The organism is Aeromonas sp. MdU4, from assembly GCF_041929505.1.
In the GTDB taxonomy this organism is placed as follows: Bacteria; Pseudomonadota; Gammaproteobacteria; order Enterobacterales; family Aeromonadaceae; genus Aeromonas.
In genome coordinates, this window is the sequence record NZ_JBHFMW010000013.1 from 28,221 (window position 1) to 50,777 (window position 22,557).

At 52.6% G+C, this 22,557-nt stretch carries 20 protein-coding genes; 7 read left to right on the top strand and 13 right to left on the bottom strand.

What is annotated here, in order from left to right:
• Positions 1–90: 90 nt before the first annotated feature.
• The 4 genes from ACE1BR_RS06955 to ACE1BR_RS06970 all read right to left on the bottom strand — a co-directional run bounded on the left by ACE1BR_RS06955 (position 91) and on the right by ACE1BR_RS06970 (position 3,386).
• On the bottom strand, positions 91–672 hold the full coding sequence (locus tag ACE1BR_RS06955; protein WP_374868824.1) for a DUF1349 domain-containing protein: 582 nt from the start codon (positions 670–672) through the stop codon (positions 91–93).
• A 185-nt stretch (positions 673–857) separates the two neighbouring features.
• Positions 858–1,205 carry a YcgJ family protein gene (locus ACE1BR_RS06960; RefSeq protein ID WP_374868826.1) on the bottom strand — a complete coding sequence of 116 codons (348 nt, stop codon included), beginning with the start codon at positions 1,203–1,205 and terminating at the stop codon, positions 858–860.
• 149 nt (positions 1,206–1,354) lie between these two features.
• On the bottom strand, positions 1,355–1,771 hold the full coding sequence (locus tag ACE1BR_RS06965; protein ID WP_374868828.1) for an OsmC family protein: 417 nt from the start codon (positions 1,769–1,771) through the stop codon (positions 1,355–1,357).
• A gap of 73 nt (positions 1,772–1,844) precedes the next feature.
• Positions 1,845–3,386: an AbgT family transporter gene (locus ACE1BR_RS06970; RefSeq protein WP_374868830.1), complete on the bottom strand. Its 1,542-nt coding sequence runs from the start codon at positions 3,384–3,386 to the stop codon at positions 1,845–1,847.
• Between the two features lie 636 nt (positions 3,387–4,022).
• On the opposite strand from ACE1BR_RS06970, the gene ACE1BR_RS06975 reads away from it, so the two are divergent.
• The 4 genes from ACE1BR_RS06975 (at position 4,023) to ACE1BR_RS06990 (ending at position 7,075) form a co-directional block, all read left to right on the top strand.
• Entirely contained in the window at positions 4,023–4,526 is a 504-nt protein-coding gene (locus ACE1BR_RS06975) for a transposase (RefSeq protein WP_374868832.1), read from the top strand.
• 272 nt (positions 4,527–4,798) lie between these two features.
• Complete coding sequence (locus ACE1BR_RS06980) at positions 4,799–5,572, top strand: Bro-N domain-containing protein (protein ID WP_374868834.1); 774 nt, start codon at positions 4,799–4,801, stop codon at positions 5,570–5,572.
• A 134-nt stretch (positions 5,573–5,706) separates the two neighbouring features.
• A complete protein-coding gene (locus ACE1BR_RS06985) occupies positions 5,707–6,474 on the top strand; it encodes a hypothetical protein (protein WP_374868836.1) in 768 nt (255 codons plus the stop codon).
• A gap of 40 nt (positions 6,475–6,514) precedes the next feature.
• Positions 6,515–7,075 (top strand): hypothetical protein, encoded by a 561-nt coding sequence (locus tag ACE1BR_RS06990; protein WP_374868838.1) that lies wholly within the window; start codon positions 6,515–6,517, stop codon positions 7,073–7,075.
• 239 nt (positions 7,076–7,314) lie between these two features.
• Here ACE1BR_RS06990 and thrC read toward each other — a convergent pair whose 3' ends face one another.
• From thrC to ACE1BR_RS07010, 4 genes are all read right to left on the bottom strand, one after another.
• A complete protein-coding gene (thrC, locus tag ACE1BR_RS06995) occupies positions 7,315–8,589 on the bottom strand; it encodes a threonine synthase (protein WP_374868840.1) in 1,275 nt (424 codons plus the stop codon).
• A complete protein-coding gene (gene thrB, locus ACE1BR_RS07000; RefSeq protein WP_374868842.1) occupies positions 8,586–9,581 on the bottom strand; it encodes a homoserine kinase in 996 nt (331 codons plus the stop codon). Before thrB ends, thrC begins: the two co-directional genes overlap by 4 nt.
• A gap of 2 nt (positions 9,582–9,583) precedes the next feature.
• Positions 9,584–12,061, bottom strand: coding sequence for a bifunctional aspartate kinase/homoserine dehydrogenase I (gene thrA, locus ACE1BR_RS07005; RefSeq protein ID WP_374868844.1), 2,478 nt, complete (start codon positions 12,059–12,061; stop codon positions 9,584–9,586).
• Positions 12,062–12,324: 263 nt separating this feature from the next.
• Positions 12,325–13,029 carry a tRNA/rRNA methyltransferase gene (locus ACE1BR_RS07010; RefSeq protein ID WP_374868846.1) on the bottom strand — a complete coding sequence of 235 codons (705 nt, stop codon included), beginning with the start codon at positions 13,027–13,029 and terminating at the stop codon, positions 12,325–12,327.
• A gap of 206 nt (positions 13,030–13,235) precedes the next feature.
• Between ACE1BR_RS07010 and aceK the strand changes: the two genes are divergently transcribed.
• The gene (gene aceK / locus ACE1BR_RS07015) at positions 13,236–14,963 is read left to right on the top strand and encodes a bifunctional isocitrate dehydrogenase kinase/phosphatase (RefSeq protein ID WP_374868848.1); all 1,728 of its coding nucleotides are present in this window, start codon (positions 13,236–13,238) and stop codon (positions 14,961–14,963) included.
• A gap of 78 nt (positions 14,964–15,041) precedes the next feature.
• Here aceK and tesB read toward each other — a convergent pair whose 3' ends face one another.
• Positions 15,042–15,908, bottom strand: coding sequence for an acyl-CoA thioesterase II (gene tesB / locus ACE1BR_RS07020; RefSeq protein ID WP_374868850.1), 867 nt, complete (start codon positions 15,906–15,908; stop codon positions 15,042–15,044).
• Between the two features lie 165 nt (positions 15,909–16,073).
• A complete protein-coding gene (locus ACE1BR_RS07025; RefSeq protein ID WP_374868852.1) occupies positions 16,074–16,976 on the bottom strand; it encodes a LysR family transcriptional regulator in 903 nt (300 codons plus the stop codon).
• 124 nt (positions 16,977–17,100) lie between these two features.
• Here ACE1BR_RS07025 and ACE1BR_RS07030 point away from each other — a divergent pair, with 124 nt between their 5' ends.
• Both ACE1BR_RS07030 and ACE1BR_RS07035 read left to right on the top strand, forming a co-directional pair.
• A complete protein-coding gene (locus tag ACE1BR_RS07030) occupies positions 17,101–17,619 on the top strand; it encodes a phenolic acid decarboxylase (protein WP_374868854.1) in 519 nt (172 codons plus the stop codon).
• 68 nt (positions 17,620–17,687) lie between these two features.
• A complete protein-coding gene (locus ACE1BR_RS07035; protein ID WP_374868856.1) occupies positions 17,688–18,713 on the top strand; it encodes an alpha/beta hydrolase fold domain-containing protein in 1,026 nt (341 codons plus the stop codon).
• Between the two features lie 348 nt (positions 18,714–19,061).
• On the opposite strand, the gene uxuA is transcribed toward ACE1BR_RS07035, so the two are convergent.
• The 3 genes from uxuA to ACE1BR_RS07050 all read right to left on the bottom strand — a co-directional run bounded on the left by uxuA (position 19,062) and on the right by ACE1BR_RS07050 (position 22,496).
• Positions 19,062–20,249 (bottom strand): mannonate dehydratase, encoded by a 1,188-nt coding sequence (uxuA, locus tag ACE1BR_RS07040; RefSeq protein ID WP_374868858.1) that lies wholly within the window; start codon positions 20,247–20,249, stop codon positions 19,062–19,064.
• Between the two features lie 27 nt (positions 20,250–20,276).
• Positions 20,277–21,020 (bottom strand): FCD domain-containing protein, encoded by a 744-nt coding sequence (locus ACE1BR_RS07045; protein ID WP_374868860.1) that lies wholly within the window; start codon positions 21,018–21,020, stop codon positions 20,277–20,279.
• Positions 21,021–21,137: 117 nt separating this feature from the next.
• A complete protein-coding gene (locus ACE1BR_RS07050; protein ID WP_374868862.1) occupies positions 21,138–22,496 on the bottom strand; it encodes an MFS transporter in 1,359 nt (452 codons plus the stop codon).
• Positions 22,497–22,557 lie beyond the last annotated feature (61 nt).

Here is a 22,557-nt window from a genome sequence, read left to right on the forward strand (position 1 = left end):
ACGCCGCGCGTTGAGCCGATAGCGTTCAACGTAACTAAACAAAAAGCGCCTGATGGCGCTTTTTGTTTAACAACTATTGGCGATAAACCGCTACCCAAGGTCGTGCAGCGCCTTGCCAAGGGGCGCCGTGAGGCGCAAGTCAGAGAAACGGACCGCCAACCCCTGCCGCTCCGGGGTGCAACACATCACCCCGATAAAGCAGCGCTCGCTGGGCGGGAACGGAGCGAGGCGCAGCAGCGGCCACACCTTGCCATCGGTGGAGTATTGCAGGCGCAGACAGTCCGCCAGCCGGGTCAGCCGCAGCCAGAAACGGCGCGGATTGCCGCTGAAAATGCCGGTGGCCCAGTCAGAGCGCGGATTGGTCAGCACGCTGCCGATCATCGGCTGATCGTCGTTGTACTCGATGCCAGCCTTGAGCCAGTGTGCTTCGTCTTGCAGCAACATCAGTCCCGCCTGATCGTAGAGGGTGGAAAACTCCCCCTCGACGCAGACCTGAAAGGTAAACTCACCCGCCACCTCACAGCCATAGACATGACCGCTGTGGCGCTCGAAGCCATACCAGGTGCTGCGCCAAAAATCGGTCTGCTTGTCTGTCACCACCTGCAAGCCGTCGCTGCTCTGGTGCCACTCGGTTGGCTCATTGAGCCAGCGCCATTCCGTCCCTTCCATCATCCTGCTCTACTCCTTTTGTCCCGCGAATGATCCCGTCATAGCCCGCATGCAGCGAGCCGGTCACAGCCTCCAGCCGGACCACCGCTGCCAGCCTGTTTATCAAAGGGAGTCAATAGTGTCGCAATCATGACTGGCGAGCAAGAAAAAGGGGGAGCCATGCTCCCCCGTTGCCAACCTTGCTACCGTTACTTGCCCTGCTTGAACAGCATGGCGCTGTATTTGCTCTCTTTGGTGCGCGGAAAGTAGCGATCCTGATAACACTGCTTTTCGCTGCTCTCGCAGTGCACTTTATTGCTCAGGGTGTAACTGCCCATATCGACCCCATCAATCGAGCCAAAAGTCTTCATCAGCTTGGCCTGCGCCTTGTCGCCAAGATGGATCCGGGTCAACCCCATGGAGATCCCCTGACTATCGGCACAAAACCCCGCCTTCTTGTCGCACAACACACCCGACTCGGGGGAGAAAACCGCAGGGGCGGCCTGGGCAGCCCCCGTCAGCAGCAGCGCTGCCAGCACTACAGATACGTTTGCCATTTAACTCTCTTGAACCACCTGATAAATCAGCGCGTGAATTTATCACTCTCACCCGTTGGCCACCAGTTGCCCTGCCTTGCATCCTGTCTGCTCGCCTGAGCGGCGTTGGCGAGTCTGGCCACTGCTATTGCCAGTGATATAACACGCGATTACTCATCTTCTATATGAATTTCATGAGTAATCTCTGCCGTTTTCCCTAACATAATCGAAACACAGCAATACTTTTCAGCAGATAAACTCACCGCTCTCTCGACATGCTTTCTGGAGAGCTCCTTACCTTTAAAGTGATAAATCACTTTAATTGCGGTGAATATCTTGGGGTCTGCTTGTTCACGGACACTCTCGACATTGACTCGCAGCGAGGTAACCTGCTGTTTGGCTTTCTTTAAAATATTCAACACATCAATGCCGGTACAACTGCCAACCCCCATCAACAGTAATTCCATGGGCGAGGAACCACGGTTGTTGCCACCCTTATCCACCGGAGCATCAATGACCACCCCATGACCGCTGTCAGCGGTCGCAACAAAGGTCATGTTTTCGAGCCAGGTAATTTCTGCATTCATTATTAACTTCTCCGTCATTCTTGCCAGTAATTCGTTTTTATAAACTACGGGTGGTGTGGCACACCCTGTAGGGTTACATCTGGTTTAGTTGAAAATGCAATCCGGCATCCGGCCCCAGATTAAAACCAAGGGAAAACCAGATAATCAAGAGGATGGTCCAACCCGCCAGGAAGGCCACCGAATAAGGGATCATCATGGCCACTACCGAGCCGACACCTAATTTAGGATTGTACTTTTGGCAAAACGCAACAATCAGGGGAAACAGTGGCATGGTCGGCGCAATGATATTGGTTACCGAGTCACCAATGCGATAGGCAACCTGAGTCAATTCGGGTGACAAGCCAAGCAACATAAACATGGGGACAAAAATCGGCGCCATGATAGCCCACTTGGCCGAATCAACCGCAATTAACAAATTGAGGCATGCCGTCAAGAGTACCAGCGCCAAAATCAGCCAGATGCCAGTCAAGCCGGTGGCCTGCAAGCCATTGGCACCTTTAATGGCCAGAATAATGCCCAGATTGGAATAGCTAAAGTAGGCAATGAACTGTGCCGCAAAAAATATTAATACCAAGAATCCTGCCAGTTGGGTGATCGACTGGGTCATGGTGTTGGCAATGTCATTGGCGCTTTTAAACTTTCTGGAGACATAACCAAAGGTGACACCCCACACGGCAAAGCCTAACCCGATTAACACGATCAGGTTTTTCATCAAAGGTGAATCGGTTAGTCCACCGGTGGCGGCACTCCTCAGCAACGAGTTGGCAGGCAAAAATGCCAACACAATCAATGCAATATAGCCGAGCACAGCCAGAGTTGACATTTTCAGCGCGAATATATCCCGCCTGGTTATTTCTTCTCCAGCATTGTCGGTTGCCTGATAGTCCCCCAATCTTGGTTCAATAATTTTATCGGTCACCAATGTGCCAACCAGGGTAATCAGGAAGGTAGACACAATCATAAAATACCAGTTGGAGGTGGCCTGCACACTGTAGCCATGCTCAATCACCCTGGCCGCAGCGGTTGAAATACCGGCAAAGGTGGCATCGGTCGCACCGATCAACAGGTTGGCACTCCATCCCCCGGACACCCCGGCAAATGCAGCCGCCAGACCGGCAATCGGGTGACGACCGAATTGCAAAAAGATCAAACCGGCGAGGGGAACCAGCACGATATACCCCACCGCAGAGGCAATATTTGAAAAAATACCCAATAGCACAATGACGCTGGTGATCATGGTTCTGGGGGTAATGGTGACCAGATATGAAAGCAGGATGCGCAGCAAACCTGATCCTTCAGCGATCCCCACCCCGAGCATCATGAAAAAGACCGTACCAAGCGGAAAGAAGCCGGTAAAATTGCTCAGGGTGTTATTCAACATAAACAGCAGGCCATCTTTGTCGAGCAGACTTTTGGCCGTAATGAGCGTATGCGTCACCGCCCCACTCTCTATTTTTTCAAGCGCAACCTGCACGTTCAGAGCACTCAGCAGTGCAGATGTGATGACAGTCACAACCATCAACCAGATAAATATCATAAATGGGGGTGGAAATTTATTACCAAGTCGCTCAATATGGTCCAGCGAGCGATTTAACAGAGATGGGTTTATTTTCATTTTAATAGCCGTGAGATGTATTGAAATACAAAAAAGACGGTCATCGTATCGGCATTATATTTTTTTGATAAATTATATTTTGATCTATGCTTATAATGTTCCGCTAGATATATTTATGCTTTCTGTCAAATGTCGATTAAAAAACCAACGCCAATAACCCTATTACGGGATGGTTTTACTCTCCCTATCTCCCCCTATTTATTGACAGCAACAGCGCGCAAGCCAAATACCAGCCATCATTTATTGCACCAGTGTCGGAAATCCGGAACCGTCATTTTTTTCTAACCCACCGCGGCTCGGCCACAATTTCTTGAGCCAGCGCAAAAATTCAATCATTACTGACGGTTAAGTCACTTTTTGACTGGTGAGAGCAGATTCGATTGGCTTAACATAGTCATCCGGTGCCTATTGCTGCGATGGGCTGCTGCCCGCGCTGGTCAATGGAGCATATTGGAAGCTGTAATCCACGGGCGGTAGCGTGGGCTTTGCACAGTGATTGATGCATTTCGTAGGTTGGCGCTGAGCGTAGCGAAGCCCAACACGCGTGCCCTCGGTCAGTTGGTGGTTATTCGGTTGGTGGCTATTCGGAGCAACCGGACAGACCGGATACATCACCCGATACCGGAAAGGAGAACCATGCGCTATCGCCGAGCAACAACCAGCGGGGCATGTTGGTTCTTCACCGTCAACTTGGCTGACCGCAAGCAGGATCTACTGATACGTCATATCGACCTTCTGCGTGAAGTGATCCGCCACGTCAAACAGCAACACCCCTTCGAGATTATTGCCATGGTGGTGATGCCGGATCATCTCCATGCCATCTGGCAACTACCACCAGATGACAGTGACTATCCCATGCGCTGGTCTCTGATCAAGGCAGGCTTTTCACGGGGCATTGCCAAAACAGAACGAATACGGGAGAGCCGACTCAGAAAACGGGAACGCGGCATCTGGCAACGCCGTTATTGGGAGCATCTGATCCGGGATGACAAAGATCTGCAAGCCCATGTCGATTACATCCACTTCAATCCGGTCAAACATGGTTATTGTGCCAAGCCGGTCGATTGGCCTTACTCCTCCATTCATCGCCATATCGCCGCAGGATGGATAGGGCCAGATTGGGCCAGATTGGGCCATTGATAGTAACTCGGGTCGGGAATAATCGACTTGGGATGTGTTGTAGGTTGGCGCTGAGCGCAGCGAAGCCCAACAAATGAGAGATATGATTTCCAAAAAAAGATAAATTTTTACCATGCCGAAATCAACAACCAAATCGAATTTATTTTTCTCGGTAAACGTTGGGCTTCACTTCGTTCAGCACCAACCTACGAGGGTTAGCCCAACATACGTGATGAACGAAATAAAGCACAATACACGAGCTCGGATTTCCTTTTTAAAAGACAGGTGAATAAATGTTTGAGATTCTGTTATACCCTTCATCATCAGGTGAATTAGAAATAAGAACTATACAAAAAGATGGCATCACTTTATTTAGTTTGGGTGATATTGTAAAAGCCATAACAAAAGAGTCTCAGATCCTTGAGGGAAGTAATGCAACAAATCAGTCTTCTTTCTTACGAGAATCCATTTCTGCTCTAGATGACGATGAGCGGCATACAGAAATCATTGGTGGTGAACGAGGTCAAGATACTAAATATGAGCACTTTGTAACTGAGCCAGGAATATATAGGGTTGTGTCAAGAGCTAAGAGTAGTGGTGCGAAAAAATTTCAACGTTGGGTTTATCATGAGGTAATGCCAGCCTTAAGAAAGTACGGTATCTATCCAGCGCCTAAAGAAAACGATGACTCATTTATTTTGCAACTTGCAGATCAACAAGCAAAGCAATCTCAACTTCTCAGCCAATATATAAGGCAAGCTGAGTCGAAATTTAAAGAAATAGAGGATAAATTTGCCAAAAATGAAAAGCAACTTGGAGACCTTAACCAAAGGCTAACCAGTATTGAAAGTGCTAATATTCCAAGTGTGAAGTTTTATAGCGTTGAGGACTCATTTAAAGGGTTATCCCTAGATAATACCAACTTAATTTATGTCATCGCACTTTGTGAAAAAATATGTGCCGAGAAAAACATTGCCTATTTACCATCAGTCAACAGTATAAGAACAGAGCAAAAATTCACACCGGATGTTATAGAACTTGCTTTAAACTATGCTAGATTAATATAACATGCTTATCTATTATCTATAAGTAACATACACTTTATATCTACGAACTTCAACTTACGAGATAGAAACGGATGCCAAACGATTCCAAGAAACGGTAAGCGTCCATGTTAATTAATAGAACTAAAGAGAATTAGATGGACATTAAAAGCTTTTCTTTAGAATCTCATAAAAATAAAATTTATGACCATAGGACAAAGAAATATTTTGAGGAAGTATACAAGTGCTATGCGAATGGATGTTATAGATCAGCCACTGTCATGCTGTGGTCAGTCGTAGTCTGTGATATAATTTTCAAACTGCAGGAATTGCGAGATCTTCATAGTGATACAACCGCCGAAAAAATATTGCTTGAGATTGAAACACTACAAAAAGACGATCCTTATTCTCCAAAATGGGAAAAAGAACTTATAAAGAAGGTTTTTGAGAGGACACAACTCCTAGATACAGCCTCAAATCATAAAGTAATGCTTATTCAAGATCACCGCCATCTATCTGCACATCCCGTTATTAGTGATGAAGATACTCTTTTTGAACCAACCCAGGAAATGATTAGAAGTGATATTAGAAATAGTATTGAGGTAATGCTGAGCAAACCCCCATTCATGTCTCAAAAAGTCCTTTCATCATTTCTACTGGACCTAGAAAAAGTAAAAAATCTATTCCCATCAGACACTGCACTTAATAAATACATAGAATCAAAATACCTAAAAGCAATAAACAAAGAAGTTTTGGCAAAAATTTTCAAAGGTCTTTGGAAATTCGCCTTTAGATCTGAAGACAAAAATTCAACTGATAACAGACAGATCAATACGAGAGCGCTGAAACTGATCTTTGAAAAAGAACGGCAGTTCATGATAGAGTCGATCAAAGCAGAACCTGCATATTATTCAATATATATCTAAAGACCCTGAAACGATCAAAACACTAATTGATTTTATTTCTATGGAGAAGACTATCTATGATGCACTGGAAGATTCAGCAAAAGAGTTAATAAAACCAGTATTGAAGGATGACCTATCATATTTTGGCATTGCATTTTTCCTTTTTGAAACTCCAGAAGAACATATTAAAAAACTAACAAGATGGATTTCTGAAAATTATTATAAAAAATATGGTGAAAACGGCTGTTTTTTGAATAAAAGGCATCAGGATAGGCTAAGAGATGTATGTCATGAATTTGGCTTGCTTTCTGAATACCGTGATTTTGGCATTGCATGCTTTGTAAACAGCTTTGATTTTGAACGAGCTGACTTGTACTTTGATAGATATATAGACAAAGAGATTGAACAATATTCAAAAGAACAGTTGACAACCATTTTAGATGGTGCCAATAAAAACAACCAATGTTATTGGAGGCAACGTTCTAGAATTGGCAATGATTCTATCAGGATTTTAAAAGCCGCCAAACTTAAGTTTGGCGATGATTTTGATTTCTCTATATATAGCAATCTTCCCATTGATAGAATGGAAGATGCCATAGCAGAAGATACAGGGGAGTTTTAAATCCCATAAAGAGCATTTCAATTTTTATAATACATAGTAGTAATTATCACCTGATATTAGCATCAATCCATAATTTAATTTTTACAAATTTATTACGCTCTTCCCTTGGTATCAATTTCAGACCTTTTTGAGCATGCGATAATAGGTATGCATTCCCATCACTCGGACTTAATTGGAAAAATAAAAATCCCCCGTTACCGGGGGATTTTTATTTCTACCGGTTATCTCAACTTAACGGATTAACCCACCAAAAACGCTCTTAACCTGGCAAACTCCGCTGGCAAATTAACAGAGAGCAGCGGCAGCTCGGCGTGTTTGGCGAGCGGGCCGGGCAGCGGTACATCGAGATTGAGGATCTCGTCCACCGACGCCTTGAACTTGGCGGGATGGGCGGTGCACAGGAACACCCCCACTTCGTCCTCAGCCAGCTGTTCCCCCAGCAGATCCCAGGCAATGGCGCCGTGGGGTTCGCACAGGTAGTCCAGCTGGTGCAGACGTTTAAGGGCAGCGCGAGTCTGAGCGTCGTTACGCATGCCGGAGCCCAAGGTTTCCAGCGCCCAGCCCTTGCGGCGGCACAGCTCTTCTACTCGTGGCCAGTTGTTGGGGCGGCTGACATCCATGGCGTTCGACAGGGTTGCCACTGTCTGGTGCGGCTCCCACTGACCGGTTTTCAGGTAACGCGGCACGGTATCGTTGGCGTTGGTGGCGGCGATAAAGCGCTTCACCGGCAGCCCCAGCGCCTTGGCGATGAGGCCCGCAGTGAGGTTGCCAAAGTTGCCGGACGGCACGCTGATGACCGCCTTGGCGCGGGAGGCTTTCGGCAACTGGGCCACCGCTTCGAAGTAGTAGCAAACCTGCGCCAGCAGACGGCTGATATTGATGGAGTTGGCGGAGTTGAGGCCAATGGCCTTTTTCAGCTCTTCATCGTCAAAGGCCTGTTTTACCAGCGCCTGACAGGCATCGAAGTCGCCGTCGATGGCGATGGTGCGGATATTGCCGCCAAGGGTGCAGAAGAGCCTCTCCTGCAAGGGGCTGATCTTGCCCTTGGGATAGAGAATGACCACTTCGATCCCCTCCAGCCCGTAGAAGGCGTGGGCCACAGCTGCGCCGGTGTCGCCCGAGGTGGCAGTGAGGATGGTGATCTTGTCGTTGGTTCTGAAGGCCGCAAGGCACTGGGCCATAAAGCGACCGCCGAAATCCTTGAACGCCAGGGTCGGGCCGTGGAATAGCTCAAGGGCATAGGTGCCATCCTTGAGTTTCACCAGCGGCGCCGGGAAGGTGAAGGCGGCGTTAATCAGCTCGCTCACCTTGGCGGCGGGCACTTCATCCCCCAACAGGTGGCTCAGGATGCGGGCAGAGCGTTCGGCCAGCGGCAGATCCAGCAGGGCATCCACATCGGCGAGCGGTTCGAGTTGTTCGGGGAAGAAGAGCCCCTGTTCGCGACCCAAGCCCTGACGCACCGCCTGCGCGAAGCTCACCTGTTCGCTGTTGTCCTTGATGTTGTAGAGATTCATAGCTCGCTTCCTGTTACCCGTGCCCCGGCCATGTCCAGTTTGCAGACCCGGGCAAATCCATCTTCGTTCTGCACGAAATGTGCTTCCATCCAATCCTTCATTCGCTCGGCCTGCGCCAGCTCCTTCATCACCACAAACACGGTGGGACCGGAGCCGGAGATGCCGGTAGCCAGCGCCCCGTTCTGGGCCGCCTGGGCCCGCACCTCGGCAAAGCCTTCAATCAACGCCGCGCGGTAGGGTTCGGCAATCACGTCTTTCAAAACGCTCGCCGCCAAGCCTTCCTGCCCGGTGTAGCTGGCATGAACAAAGGCAGCCAGGCGGCGACCGTAGGTGAGGCAATCCTGACGGCGATATTGGGCTGGCAGGATAGCGCGGGCCGCGGCGGTCGAAACAACAGTGCCCGGATAGCAGACCACCCAGTACCACTGCTCAAACACCGGAATGCCCTGGCTGATGACACCGTGCTCTTCCAGCACCAGCTGCATGCCGCCCAGATAACAGGGGGCCACGTTGTCGTAGTGGACGGAGCCGGAGATGCGCCCCTCCATCTCCCCCATCAACAGCACCATGTCGTGCTCATTGAGCGGTGCGCCGTGAAAGGCGTTGAGCCCCTCCAGCGCCGCCACCACGCTGCAGGCGCTGGAACCCAGACCCGAGCCGACCGGCAGGTTCTTCTCCAGCACCATTTCGAGCGGCTTGAGTGTCAGGCCGCGCTTCTCCAGCGTCTCGCCATAGGCAACCCAGCAGTCGTAGAGGATATTCTTTTTCGGATCGTCCGGCAGCTTGTGGGCGTAGCGGCCCACGGATGAGAGCGCAAACGGCACGTCAGCGGCTTTCACCTGCACCCGATCGCCGAGCAGGGAGCCATCCACGGGGGCGAGCGCCGCCCCCAGTACATCGAATCCCACGCTCAGGTTGGCGCTGGAGGCGGGGGCATAGGCGACGACGCTGCCGCCTTCAGTCATATAAGAGGGGTACATGTCTGAACTCATGCTTATAGCTCCTGCTTCCAGTTCTGGGTGCGCAGCACGTCGGCAAAGACGCCCGCCGCGGTCACTTCGGTACCGGCGCCATAGCCACGCAGCACCAGCGGGATCGGCTGGTAGTAGGTGGAGAAGAAGGCGAGCGCGTTCTCCCCGTCTTTGACCTTGAACAGCGGCTCGTCGGCACCGACCGCCTTGATGGCGACCTTGCACTTGCCACCTTCAATCGACCCCACATAGCGCAGCACCTTGCCTTCACGCTGGGCCGCGGCGAACTGGTCGCGGAACCAGCCGTCAGCCTCCGGCAGGCGGGCCATAAAGGCTTCTACGTCGCCGCTGGCGTCAAAGCCCGGTGGCAGCGCCTGCTCCACCTCCACATCGGAGAGCTCCAGTGCCATGCCCGCCTCACGAGCCAGAATGAGCAGCTTGCGCGCCACATCCATGCCGTTGAGATCGTCGCGGGGATCCGGCTCGGTAAAACCGTTGCTGCGGGCGATTTGAGTCGCTTCTGAGAACGCCATCCCCTCATCCAGCTTGCCGAAGATAAAGGAGAGCGAACCGGAGAGAATGCCGTCGAAGGCACGCAGCTTGTCACCAGCCTTGATCAGATTCTGCAGGTTCTCGATAACTGGCAAACCTGCACCGACGTTGGTTTCATACAGGAACTTGCGACGAGTCTGGCGGGCGGTGCGACGCAGCGCCTTGTAATACTCGAACGATCCGGTGTTGGCCTTCTTGTTCGGAGTGACCACATGGAAACCGGCGGCCAGGAAGTCGGCATACTGGACGGCCACCGCCTCGGAGGAGGTGCAGTCGACGATCACCGGGTTGATGATGTGACTATCTTCCACCAACTTTTTCACCCCTTCCAGCGAGAAGCTGTCACGGGCCTCGACCAGCTGTTCGCGCCAGTTGGCGAGGTTCAGACCATCCTTGTTGACCGCCATCTGGCGGCTGTTGGCGATGGCAACGACCCGCAGGCCAGTGCCCTGCTCGGCCAGCACCGGCTGCTGGCGGGCAATCTGATCCACCAGCGCGGCACCGACGCCGCCGACCCCGACCACGAACAGGTCGATAAAGTGCTGGCTGCCGAAGAAGTTCTGGTGGCACGCCTTGATCGCTTCCGCCACCTTGCGATCCCGCACCACCGCCGAGATGGAGCGCTCACTCGACCCTTGGGCGATGGCGACGATATTGATGGAGGCTTGCGCCAGCGAAGTGAAGAAGCGGGCCGCCATCCCTTTACTGGTGCGCATGCCGTCACCGATCAGGGAGATGATCGCCAGATCGCTGATGATATCCAGCGGCTCCAGCAGTTGGTTCTTGAACTCCAGCTCGAACTCGCGCTCCAGTACCTTGCGGGTCTTCTCCAAGTCGTAGCTGTGGATACAGAAGCTGACGCTGTACTCGGAGGATGACTGGGTGATCAGCACGATGCTGACCCCGGCGCGGGAGACGGCGGAGAAGATGCGACCGGCCATGCCGACCATCCCCTTCATGCCGGGGCCGGAGACGTTGAACATGCACATGCCGGACAAGTCGGAGATAGCCTTCACTTTCAGGTCATCGTCGCCGCTCTCGGGGCCGATCAGGGTGCCCGGCCCCTGCGGGTTGAAGCTGTTTTTGATAAGGCAGGGAATGTGGAACTGGGCCACCGGCGCGATGGTTTTCGGGTGCAGCACCTTGGCGCCGAAGTAAGAGAGCTCCATCGCCTCCTTGTAGGAGAGAGTTTTCAGCAGATAGGCATCCGGCACCAGACGGGGGTCGCAGCTGTAGCAGCCCTCGACGTCAGTCCAGATCTCGCAGCACTCGGCATCGACACAGGCAGCCAGGACGGCGGCGGAGTAGTCGGAGCCATTGCGACCCAACAGCACGGTTTCGCCCTTGTCGCTGCCGCCGGTAAAGCCCGGCATCAGGTAGAGGCATCGCTGCTTTTCTGCCACAACAGGACGTAAACCCTTGGCGGCAAAGCGCACCCGGGAGGCTTCGATATCGACGTGGGCTTCGAGGTAGCCGCCATCGGTCACCAGCAGCTCTTCCGGCACGATGAGACCCAGCTCGAGGCCACGCACCCGCAGCAACTCGTGCATAAAGGCGATGGAGAGATTCTCGCCACGGCTCAGGATGCGGGCCTGAATGTTGTCTGGGCAGAGCCCCAGCAGGCGGATGCCCTGCATCAGCCGCTCGACCTGATCCAGCTCGGCGGTGAGGCGAGCCTGCAGCGCCTTGTCATCCAGCGCCGGGTAAGCCGCCTTCAACCCGGCCAGCAGGCGGGAGAAGATACCATTCACTTCAAACAGGGTACTGCTGGCATCCATGCCACGGCTGGTCTGCTCGACCAGCGCCACCAGATGATTGGTCACCTTGGCAGGAGCAGACAGCACCAAGGCTACCTGAGACTGGCCGTGGGTATTCACCGCGATATCGGCAACCCGTAAAAAACGCTCTGCGTCGGCCAGAGATGACCCACCAAATTTCAACACTCTCATCGCTTTCTCTCCCTGTAAATCCATGAAACTCAATCTAAAAACCAATCCAACAAAAAGGCCCGTACTGGGTGGGTACGGGCCTTTTTTGATTTCTGTGCTTGTTCGTCAGCGCATCAACCGGCCCCAGTGCCACTTGTGGTGGTACCGGTAATAATGGTGGTGGTGATGACGTTGGTGAATAACTGCATGACGAACACTCGTTGATGAAACTGGCTTTTAGCAATACCGCGCCGGGCGCAGGGCTGTCAACTTAAACCTCTTTGCTACTCACGCCCAAATCGGCGGGCGAGGTCCTTGCAGAGCAGGTGAAGCATGTTCAAATCCCGCTGCGGCAGCATAGGCACCCGGTCCATCACCCATTGATGCAGTTTTTCATCCTGTGAAACTCCGAGTTCACCCAGAATTTCTGCTGTCTTGCTTTTAAGCACCCGAACCTGTCCGCTGTTATCAATATTTTCTGCTGCCGCGGTGGCACCGTCGCCATTCAGCTCATCCATCAGCTGACTCATCTCATAGGCGTAGAGCATGATCGCCTGCCCCAGATTGAGGGACGGGTAGCTCACCTTGAGCGGCAGATAGCTGATGAGATCGACCTCGGCCAGCTGCTCGTTGGAGAGCCCCGACTCCTCGCAGCCAAAGACGATGGCCACCTTGCCAAGGGATGGCTTGGCGCGGATCTGCTCGCGGATCTCCCCCGGCGTGAGGTAGTGCTGGTAACGGCCGCGCTCACGGGCAGTGGTGGCGATCACCAGATCCATGTCGGCCAGCGCCTCGGGCAGGGTGTCGAACGCTTCGGCCTGGGTCAGGATCTCCTGGGCGCCGTGAGCTACCCAGCTCGCCTCCTCCTCTTCGTGTACCCGGCTCGCCACCAGTCGCATGGCATCGAATCCCATGGTTTTCATGGCGCGGGCAGCCGCCCCCACATTCGCAGGACGGGCAGGTGCCACCAGGACAAAATAGAGCTTCATCGGGTTTCCTCACAGGCCGGACGGCCTCTCAAACAGACAGCAAACAGTCGCTAAACCATCACCAAAACAGGGGCGCAATCTACCGTTTATCCCCGAAAATTGCCACTTGAACAGACGTTTGAATGTTGCGATAGTGGCCAGATGTGTGAACAAATTACACCCAATCCTTCGCGCTATCGGCCCGACAGACCACAAGGAAGAGAGAGATGCAGCAGCCATTGGAACAGGCCGTCGCCGAGACTATCTTGCAACGCTTCGAGTCGTTTTACAGCCGGTTTCTCGAGATAACCCAGGGCAGCAAGAGCCGCTTCGAGAACAGTGACTGGCTGGGGGTACAGCTCGCCGGGCGCGAGCGTATTCGCCTCTATGACCATCATGTGGGAGCCACCGCCAGCTCCATCCGCCAGATGATGGGGGAGCACCACGCTACCCAGGAGCTGCTCAAGCGGGTCAAGGGAGCGTTCAGCGATCTGCTGCCCAAGTGCGAGAACTTCGAGGTGGCGGAGTCCTTCTTCAACTCCGTCTATCGCCGGATCTTTCGCCATCGCAATATCCGCGACGAGAACCTCTATATCCACCCCTTTGTCAGCCGTGGCGACAAGCCCGATCTCAGCGCATTACTGCGGGTCTATCGCACCGATCTGGCCCACTTGCCGCAGACCCTGAGTCAGCTGCTCGGGGATTACAGTTTCACCCTCCCCTATGAGGACAAACAGCGGGATATTGTCGACATCCACCGCCATCTTGCCGAGAACGGCCAGCAAATCCTTCATGATGAGCCGTTTGCCATCGAGCTATTGAAAGAGGTGTTCTACCGCAACAAGGGGGCCTATCTGGTGGGGTTGATCCGGGCCCGGGATCAGGTCTTCCCCTTTATCCTCCCCCTGCTCAGCACCGGTCACAGCATCTATGTGGACACGGTGATCTTCGAGCCGGATCTCGCCTCCATCGTGTTTGGTTTTGCCCGCGCCTACTTTATGGTTTATGCCCGCGAACCGGCGCTGTTTGTCGCCTTCCTGCGCCAGATCATGCCCCACAAGCCCGATTACGAGATCTACAACGCCATCGGCTGCCAGAAGCATGGCAAGACCGAGCTCTATCGCCACTACCGCCATCATCTGGCCCAGAGCCGGGATCAGTTCATCATCGCCCCCGGCATCAAGGGGATGGTGATGAGCGTGTTTACCCTCCCCTCCTACGATGTGGTGTTCAAGGTGATAAAGGATGAGTTCACCCCGCCCAAGGATGTGAGCCACGAGCAGGTGAAGGCAAAGTACCGGCTGGTCAAACAGCACGATCGGGTCGGCCGGATGGCCGATACCCAGGAGTTCACCAACTTCGAATTTCCGCTGGATCGCATCTCGCCCGAACTGCTGGCCGAGCTCAAGGTGGTGGCACCGTCGGCGCTCACCATTAGCGATGACAAGCTGGTGATCAAGCACCTCTACACCGAGCGCAAGATGATCCCCCTTAACCTCTATCTGGACAAGGCGGACGAGCAGCAGACCCGGCTCGCGCTGGAGGAGTACGGCAACGCCATCAAGCAGCTGGCGGCGGCCAACATCTTCCCTGGGGACATGCTGTTCAAGAACTTTGGCGTCACCCGGCACGGCCGGGTGGTCTTCTACGACTACGACGAGATCTGCTACATGACGGAGTGCAACTTCCGCCAGATCCCGCCGCCCCGCTACCCCGAGGATGAGTGGAGCGCCGAACCCTGGTATTCGGTGGCCCCCAACGACATCTTCCCCGAGGAGTTCGCCACCTTCCTGCTGCAAAAGCCGCAGGTGCGCGAGATCATGCTGCAGCTACACAAGGAGATGTTCGACGCCAACTACTGGAAGATGCTGCAGAGCAACATCAAGGTGGGGGTATTTGAGGATGTCTATCCCTATCGGCGCAAAAAGCGCTTCAAATACCAGCGCGGTGGCTGATACCGCATCACCAACACGAATGGCAGCAACGAAAACGGGGTGGCTAAAGCCACCCCGTTTTGCTGACCGCTGCGCGACTTAACTACCGCGACGGCGGATCACCCCTTCTTGCATGGTGCTCGCCACCAGCATGCCGTCACGGGTAAAGAACTGGCCGCGCACCAGACCGCGGCCGCCGCTGGCGCTCGGGCTGTCTACCACGTAGAGCAGCCAGTCGTCGAAGCGAAAATCCCGGTGGAACCACATGGAGTGATCGATGGTGGCCACTTGCATCCCCGGCTCCCAGTACGACACCCCGTGCGGCTGCAGCGAGGTGAGCAGGAAGTTGAAGTCGGAGGCGTAAGCCAGCAGGTATTTGTGCACCCGCAGATCGTCCGGCATCTGGCCGTTGGCCTTGAACCAGACGTGGCGTACCGGATCCTGCACCGTCGGCCGAATAGGGTCGACCAGGGTCACCGGGCGCATCTCGATGGGCTGCTCACAGAGGATCTTGTCGCGCAGGGAAGCCGGGATCAGGTTCTCGTAGGGGCGCACCAGCTCCAGCTCGCTCTTGAGCTCCTCTGGCGGGGTGATGCCGGTGGGCATCTGCGCCTGATGCTCGAAGCCATCGGCCGGCACCTGAAACGAGGCGTTGAGATAGAAGATGGGCTTGCCGCCCTGAATCGCCTTGACCCGGCGGGTGGAGACGGTCTGGCCGTCACGGATATTCTCCACGTCATAGACGATGGGACGGGTCACATCCCCCGGACGCAGGAAGTAGGAGTGAAAACTGTGAACCTGACGGCCGGTCTCGACCGTCTGCTTGGCGGCTGACAAGGCCTGCCCCATTACCTGTCCGCCAAATACGGCCCGCAGACCGAGATCCTGGCTCTGGCCCCGAAACAGGCCCTCCTCGATTTTTTCCAGCGCCAGCAACGCCAGCAGCTCATCAAGTACCTTGCTCATCGTTCACTCCTCTATCAGAGCCGCACAGGCTAACAAGCCCTCACCCGGGGTGCAATCTTTTGGCTGGTACGAAAATCTGCGCCGAATGTACAAAGGAAGCGCAATGGCCTCCCCGGTTTATTGGCAAGCAGTTAATGCTTAGTGCCGTTGCAAACACTTACCTCATCACCATCGCTCATCCAGGCACTCATCTTCAACTGGCATCGTCAAAAGCCGCGCCAGTTCTGTCATTGCCGCATCTTGGCCGGGAAGCATTCCGCTGCGATAAAGCCCGAGCGGCACATGGCGAACTCTGCCACTCGCCAAGGGCAGCGGTTGCAGCGTGCCGTCTTGCAACTCAGTCTGGATCAGGTGACACGGCAACCAGCCATAGCACAGCCCGCACCGTGTAGCATCGATAGCCGACTCGACGGTGTTCATGCGCCAACTGCGCCCAGGCATTGAGGGCTTCTCCTCAACGCTATCGTAACCACGAATTTCGGCGAAAGGATATCGTGCCAGTGCCGCTTTGGTCACTGGACGCCTGCTGGCCAACAGAGGGTGTGTAGATGATACGACCGCGATGAGACGAATATCTGCAATCCTGTCCACATCCGTCGCTTCCGGTTCGATGGTCAGAATGGCCAAATCATAAGAGTCTGCAGGCACGTCATCCACCGTTTGGCGAACAGTTTCCAATAACTGAAGCTCAGCATCCGGATAGAGATGCATGATCTGCGCAATTGCCCTGAACAGACGTTTTTTCGGGAACAACGTATCAACCAGCAGACGAATTCGCACAGCCTCACCCTGTGCTATCCCGCGCCCGCGCCGTTCGATCCGGTTCAGTTCTTCAATCAAGGGGGTGACCTCGGCAAGCAGGGCCGCTCCCGCCTCGGTCAAAAATGCGCGTCTACCACGATGTTCCAGCAACTCGACACCCACAGCATCACGCAAACGAGCGACTGCATAACTGATTGAAGACTGGCTACGGTGCAAGCGTTCTGCGGCTGGCGCAAATCCCCCCTCTTCTACGACAGCACGTAATACACCCCATTGTTCAATGGTCGATTTGGGCAACATGGTCATGCCATCTCCTGACTGAAACACCCCAATACATCAAAAAAATAGATTATTAACAACCAAAATCAGAATTTTTAATTTCAAAAAACAAAACTAATATGCTGCCTACACCAACCATGGAGACTACGTTATGAATAACGAATTCGAATCTACCAAACCGGAAGAACTGGCCAACTTTATTGGCCGTCACTTTATTTACACCTATGAAAATGGATGGCAGTACGAGCTTTACGTCAAAAACGACCGCACAATCGACTACCGCATCCATAGCGGCATGGTCGGCGGCCGCTGGGTGCGTGACCAACTCGTCCATATCGTGCGGCTGTCGGCAGAGGTCTTCAAAATCTCCTGGGATGAGCCAACAGGTACCAGTGTCAGCGTTGCCTTCAACCTCACCACTCGCAAATTGCATGGCGTGATCTTCTTTCCCCGCTGGATCGCAGAAGCGCCGCAGAAAACCGTATGTTTCCAAAATGAACATCTGGACAAGATGCAAGCCTATCGCGATGCAGGCCCAACCTATCCAAGGCTGGTTATCGACGAATTTGCCGATATCACCTTCCTTGAAGAGTGTGGTGCCAACGATGAAACGGTTATCGCCTGCGGCCCGGAAGCACTGCCGGAAGGTTACGCGTCACGACATAACTGATCACCCCTGTTCAGCCTGAGGCGACCACATCGCGGCAGGCGATCCGTCAACCTGGAGTAAAAACAAAGATGTTCAAAGTGATATGCATAAGCGCAGTGCTCACTCTGGGAATGGGTGCCCGGCAGGCAACCGCCAATAATGCTGATCTGCCTGGTTATTCAGAAGGGGCTCTGGTTATGCACGCAACGGGAAAGCGAGAGCAGATCGACCAACTCAGTGGCGTAATCTATTGCCAAGTTCATTCCACCCGATCCGTACGACAGCTACACCTCTCACTGCTGGTACCGCGGACGAGTGATCTGAAACCAGCGATCGTCTATTTCCCTGGCGGCGGATTCACCTCTGCCGATCACGAGAAATTCTTTGAAATGCGCTCAGCACTGGCTAACGCGGGTTTTGTGGTCGCTGCCGCCGAATACCGTGTCGTTCCCGACATGTTTCCCGGTTTGTTGGAAGATGGCAAAACAGCCATCCGCTACCTGCGGGCCCATGCTACCGAGTATGGTATCGATCCGGCCCGTATCGGCGTACTGGGAGATTCAGCTGGCGGCTATCTTGCACAGATGGTGGCGCTCACCAATGGTGAGCACGAGTTCGACAAGGGCGAGTATCTGGATCGCTCCTCCGATGTACAGGCGGCAGCGACCCTATATGGGATCTCGAACCTCCTCAACATCGGCGAGGGGTTTTCACCTGAGGTTCAACAATTGCACAAGTCATCATCAGCAACCGAGGCTCTACTGGTCAACGGTCCAGCCTTCCGCGATTTCGCCGGTGCACCGATCTCGGCAGATCCGGACAAAGCGCTGGCCGCCAGTCCTTTGGGACACCTCACGGGGGCCAAGCCCCCCTTTTTGATCATGCACGGAAGTGCCGACACGCTCGTCTCGCCGATACAGGGCAAACAGCTATATGAAGCCCTGCGGGCGAAAAGTAGCTCGGTAACATACGTACTGGTAGAGGACGCCGGTCATGGAGACCTGTCCTGGTATCAACAACCTGTGATTGACCGCGTTGTCACATGGTTCAAGACAACGCTAGGCGAGCCAGTCAAGGGGGTGAGCAACACGACCGATCCCGCAGCCAATCTCTGAACGTTTCGACACCCATCGTCGGAACGCCAACCAATAAAACAGGTGATTAGCACTCTGGTATGCTCGCTGAAAATAGCGATATGCCGGAGTGTGTTATACCAATCCCATTAATCATTGCGTCAATGTTGCCCAGCCGGTGAACGACAACCTGGAGTGGGCCGTTGATTTTCTGGCAAAGAACTCCCTCCGAACAAAGCAAATAAAATCCATATAAAATAGGACGTTGGTGATTCTTTTAATTGGCGCCTTTTCTTAATGCCCGGTACATGTGGCTGCACCAAATGCAACAAGGAGGCTCAATAGCCTCCTTGCTTTATTGATTGGCAACTCACTCAGACACAATCAATATCAGTTATTGCTGAACAGTGCCTTGGTGATGCCCATTTCCAATCCTCTCACTTCCGCCAGCCCTTTCAGACGGCCGATACATGAATATCCAGGATTGGTTTTCTTTTGCAGGTCATCAATCATCTGATGACCATGATCTGGCCGCATGGGGATCAACCGACCATCGCCATGTTTCAACCGACGCTGCTCTTCACGCACAATTTCCAATACCACATTATACATGTCTACATCACCATCAAGGTGAGCGGCCTCGTGGAATGTCTTGGGATTGTCCTCACGTTTGGTGGAGCGTAGATGAGTGAAATAGATACGGTCCCCGTAACGCTTAATCATATCAACCAGATCATTATCGCCACGAACACCATAAGAACCGGTGCACATGGTGATGCCATTAGTTTGACTAGGGACCCGGTTAACCAGCCATTCGATATCTTCAATGGTGGAAACAATACGCGGCAATCCCAGGATCGGGCGGGGAGGATCATCAGGGTGAACCGCCAAACGTACTCCGGACTCTTCACACACCGGCACGAGTTCATCGAGAAAATAGGCCATGTGTTCCCGCAAACACTCCTTGTCAATATCCTTGTATTTGTCCAACTGCGCCTGGAATGCTTCCAGGGTATAACCCTCTTCAGCACCAGGTAAGCCGGCAATGATATTCCGGGTGAGAGTCTCTATTTGCTCCGGGCTCATTTCATTAAAGTAGTTGAGTGCCTGTTGCTGCTCTTCCGGTGAATATTCCTGCAAAGCACCCGGACGCTTGAGGATATAGAGCTCAAAGGCAGCAAACGCAATATGGTCAAAACGCAGGGCGCGGGAACCATCCGGCATCTCGTATTCAAGATCGGTTCGGGTCCAATCCAGCACGGGCATGAAGTTATAGCAAATCGTGTCGATGCCACATGCAGCCAGATTGCGGATCGACTCTTTATAGTTAGCTATCCATTGCTGATACTGGCCAGAATGTGTCTTGATCTCTTCATGTACTGGTACACTTTCAACTACCGACCAGGTTAAACCTTTTTCTTCAATTAATGCTTTGCGAGCCAGGATCTCGTCCTTACTCCAGATTTGACCATTCGGTATATGATGCAGGGCAGTCACAATACCGGTTGCACCCGCCTGTTTGATATCATTCAAGGTTACCGGGTCATTAGGCCCATACCAGCGCCATGTTTGTTCCATTACTACCTCTTGGTTTAAATACGTTCGCTAACTTGCAAATCTGACGGGATAAGAGTCAAACAAAAATCCGTCAAACTCGGGAGCATCAACATCTGACAACGCCATCAATCGCTGTTTGACATTTTCTAAATGGGTCCACATTGCTAATTTGGCTGCAGCCGGATCTTTTTTCTGCATTGCTGACAATATTGCAACATGGTCATTCAACCACTCTTTGCGATATTCAGTACTGGCAATCCGGTCATGCAAATGCTGCCACATCGGGTTATTTTCTCGACTGACCCAAGACTTGCGCCACAATGCAACCAGCATGTTGTTATGAGTCGCTTCGGCTATTGCCAGGTGAAAATTCATATCACCCTCTTCACCTTCACCACTTTCCACATCCTGGCGCTCGGCCTCGAGTGCAATTCTCATCTTCTGGATATCTGACGGAGTCACCTGAATTGCAGCAAACTCTGCGATATTGCTCTCCAGCAATTGTCTGGCTTGCAGCAGTTCAAATGGCCCCATCATGATGTCATTCGGGTTTGCATTCGGTTCAGAGGGGATCGCGATGACATAAATACCGGATCCTTTTTTCACCTCAACAAAACCTTCAATCTCCAGCATGATGAGCGCCTCTCTCACCACCGAACGCCCGACCCCCACCTGTTCAGCAATGTCACGTTCAGGGGGCAATCTTGTGCCGATGGCATACTTTCCTGATGCCAGCTCTTCCTTGATAAACTCACCGACTTCACGGTATTGACGTTTTACTTCGACACTCATGGCTCACTCTCAAATGGGTCGCTCTGTTTTGGGAAATGGTAAGCAACCAGCATGAATTGGTCAACCAAAGTAATCGAGATAAGTGACCACCCGCAACATGAGAGTCCATCAATGTGCTCAGTAAGCCGCTGCGGTGGCTTTTTTCATCTGGCAGTGAGCAACCGTCTGGGAAGCCGGTTCTTTGAGCAGAACCCACAACACTACGGCCCCGATAACATCGAAAATACTGAGGCTGATGAAGAAAGGGCCATAACCGATAATGGCAACCAAAGCACCCAGCACCAGCGTAAACGAAAGCTGACCAATCCATGCCGCTGAACCCGCCAGTCCGACCACTGTGGCCACTTCATTCTTTTTGAACAGATCCGCCGACATGGTGATCACCACGGTTGAAAGTGTCTGGTGAGCAAAACCGCCAACGCTCATCAGGGCAATTGCAACATAGGGATCTTTTACAATACTGACAAAACCAATTGCCAACATGAGTATCGCACCAATCGTGAAACTGGTTCTGCGGGCGTTCAGCGTCGTCATATGCAGTTTTTCCATGAAAAACTTGGCCATAAAACCACCCGCAACACAACCGAAGTCCGCCGCCAGAAATGGTAACCAGGCAAACATGGCAATCTCTTTTAACGGCAGATGCATGACCGAGGTCAAATACAACGGCATCCAGAAACTCAGTGTGCCCCATGCAGGGTCAGCCAAAAATCGAGCAATCGCCAATCCCCAGAAATTACGCTGCTTGAGGATTTCTTTTATTGCAGGTTTACCATCATTAGCAACCAGATGCTTTTCTTGGCCCTGTTCAATGTAATCCAACTCTTTTTTGGTCAGCCAGCTATGTTTGGCCGGTGAGCGATATATCAAATACCATGTAATAGCAAACAGGATTCCGACGCCACCCGTAATGATGAACGCCATCTCCGTACCTAAGCCACTGTTTTCAAAGGTAAGCATCGCCCATACAACGAGCGGCGGTGCCAGCATTGCCCCCACTGAAGTACCAGCATTGAATAATCCGCCTGCAATACCACGCTCTTTGGCCGGGAACCACTCTGCACTGGCTTTCATCCCTGCAGGAATTGCAGCAGCTTCCGTTAACCCCATCCCGCCGCGTAAAAAAGCCAAACTCACCCAACCACCGGCAAATGCATGAGCCATATTGAATAATGACCAAGCGATAGCAAATATAAAAAAACCGACCTTGAGTCCGATCATATCGATAATATAACCAGCTATCGGCTGCGCAATGGTATAACAAATTTGAAATGCGCTAACTATCCACGAGTACTCTTTCTCGGTGAAATTAAGATCACTCATTACCTGAGGCGCAGCAATACTGAGTGAACTGCGTGATAAATAATTAACAATTGTGCCCAAGCAAACCAAGGCGATGATATACCACCTCAAGTTTTTAACTTTGATGTTAATATCGAATCCTTCAACCATCAATTTAAATAAGTCAGGCCACATCAGAGTGTTCTGGCTACGGAATGGCGCCATCATCTTGAGGAGAGGATTTCAGATCAACCAA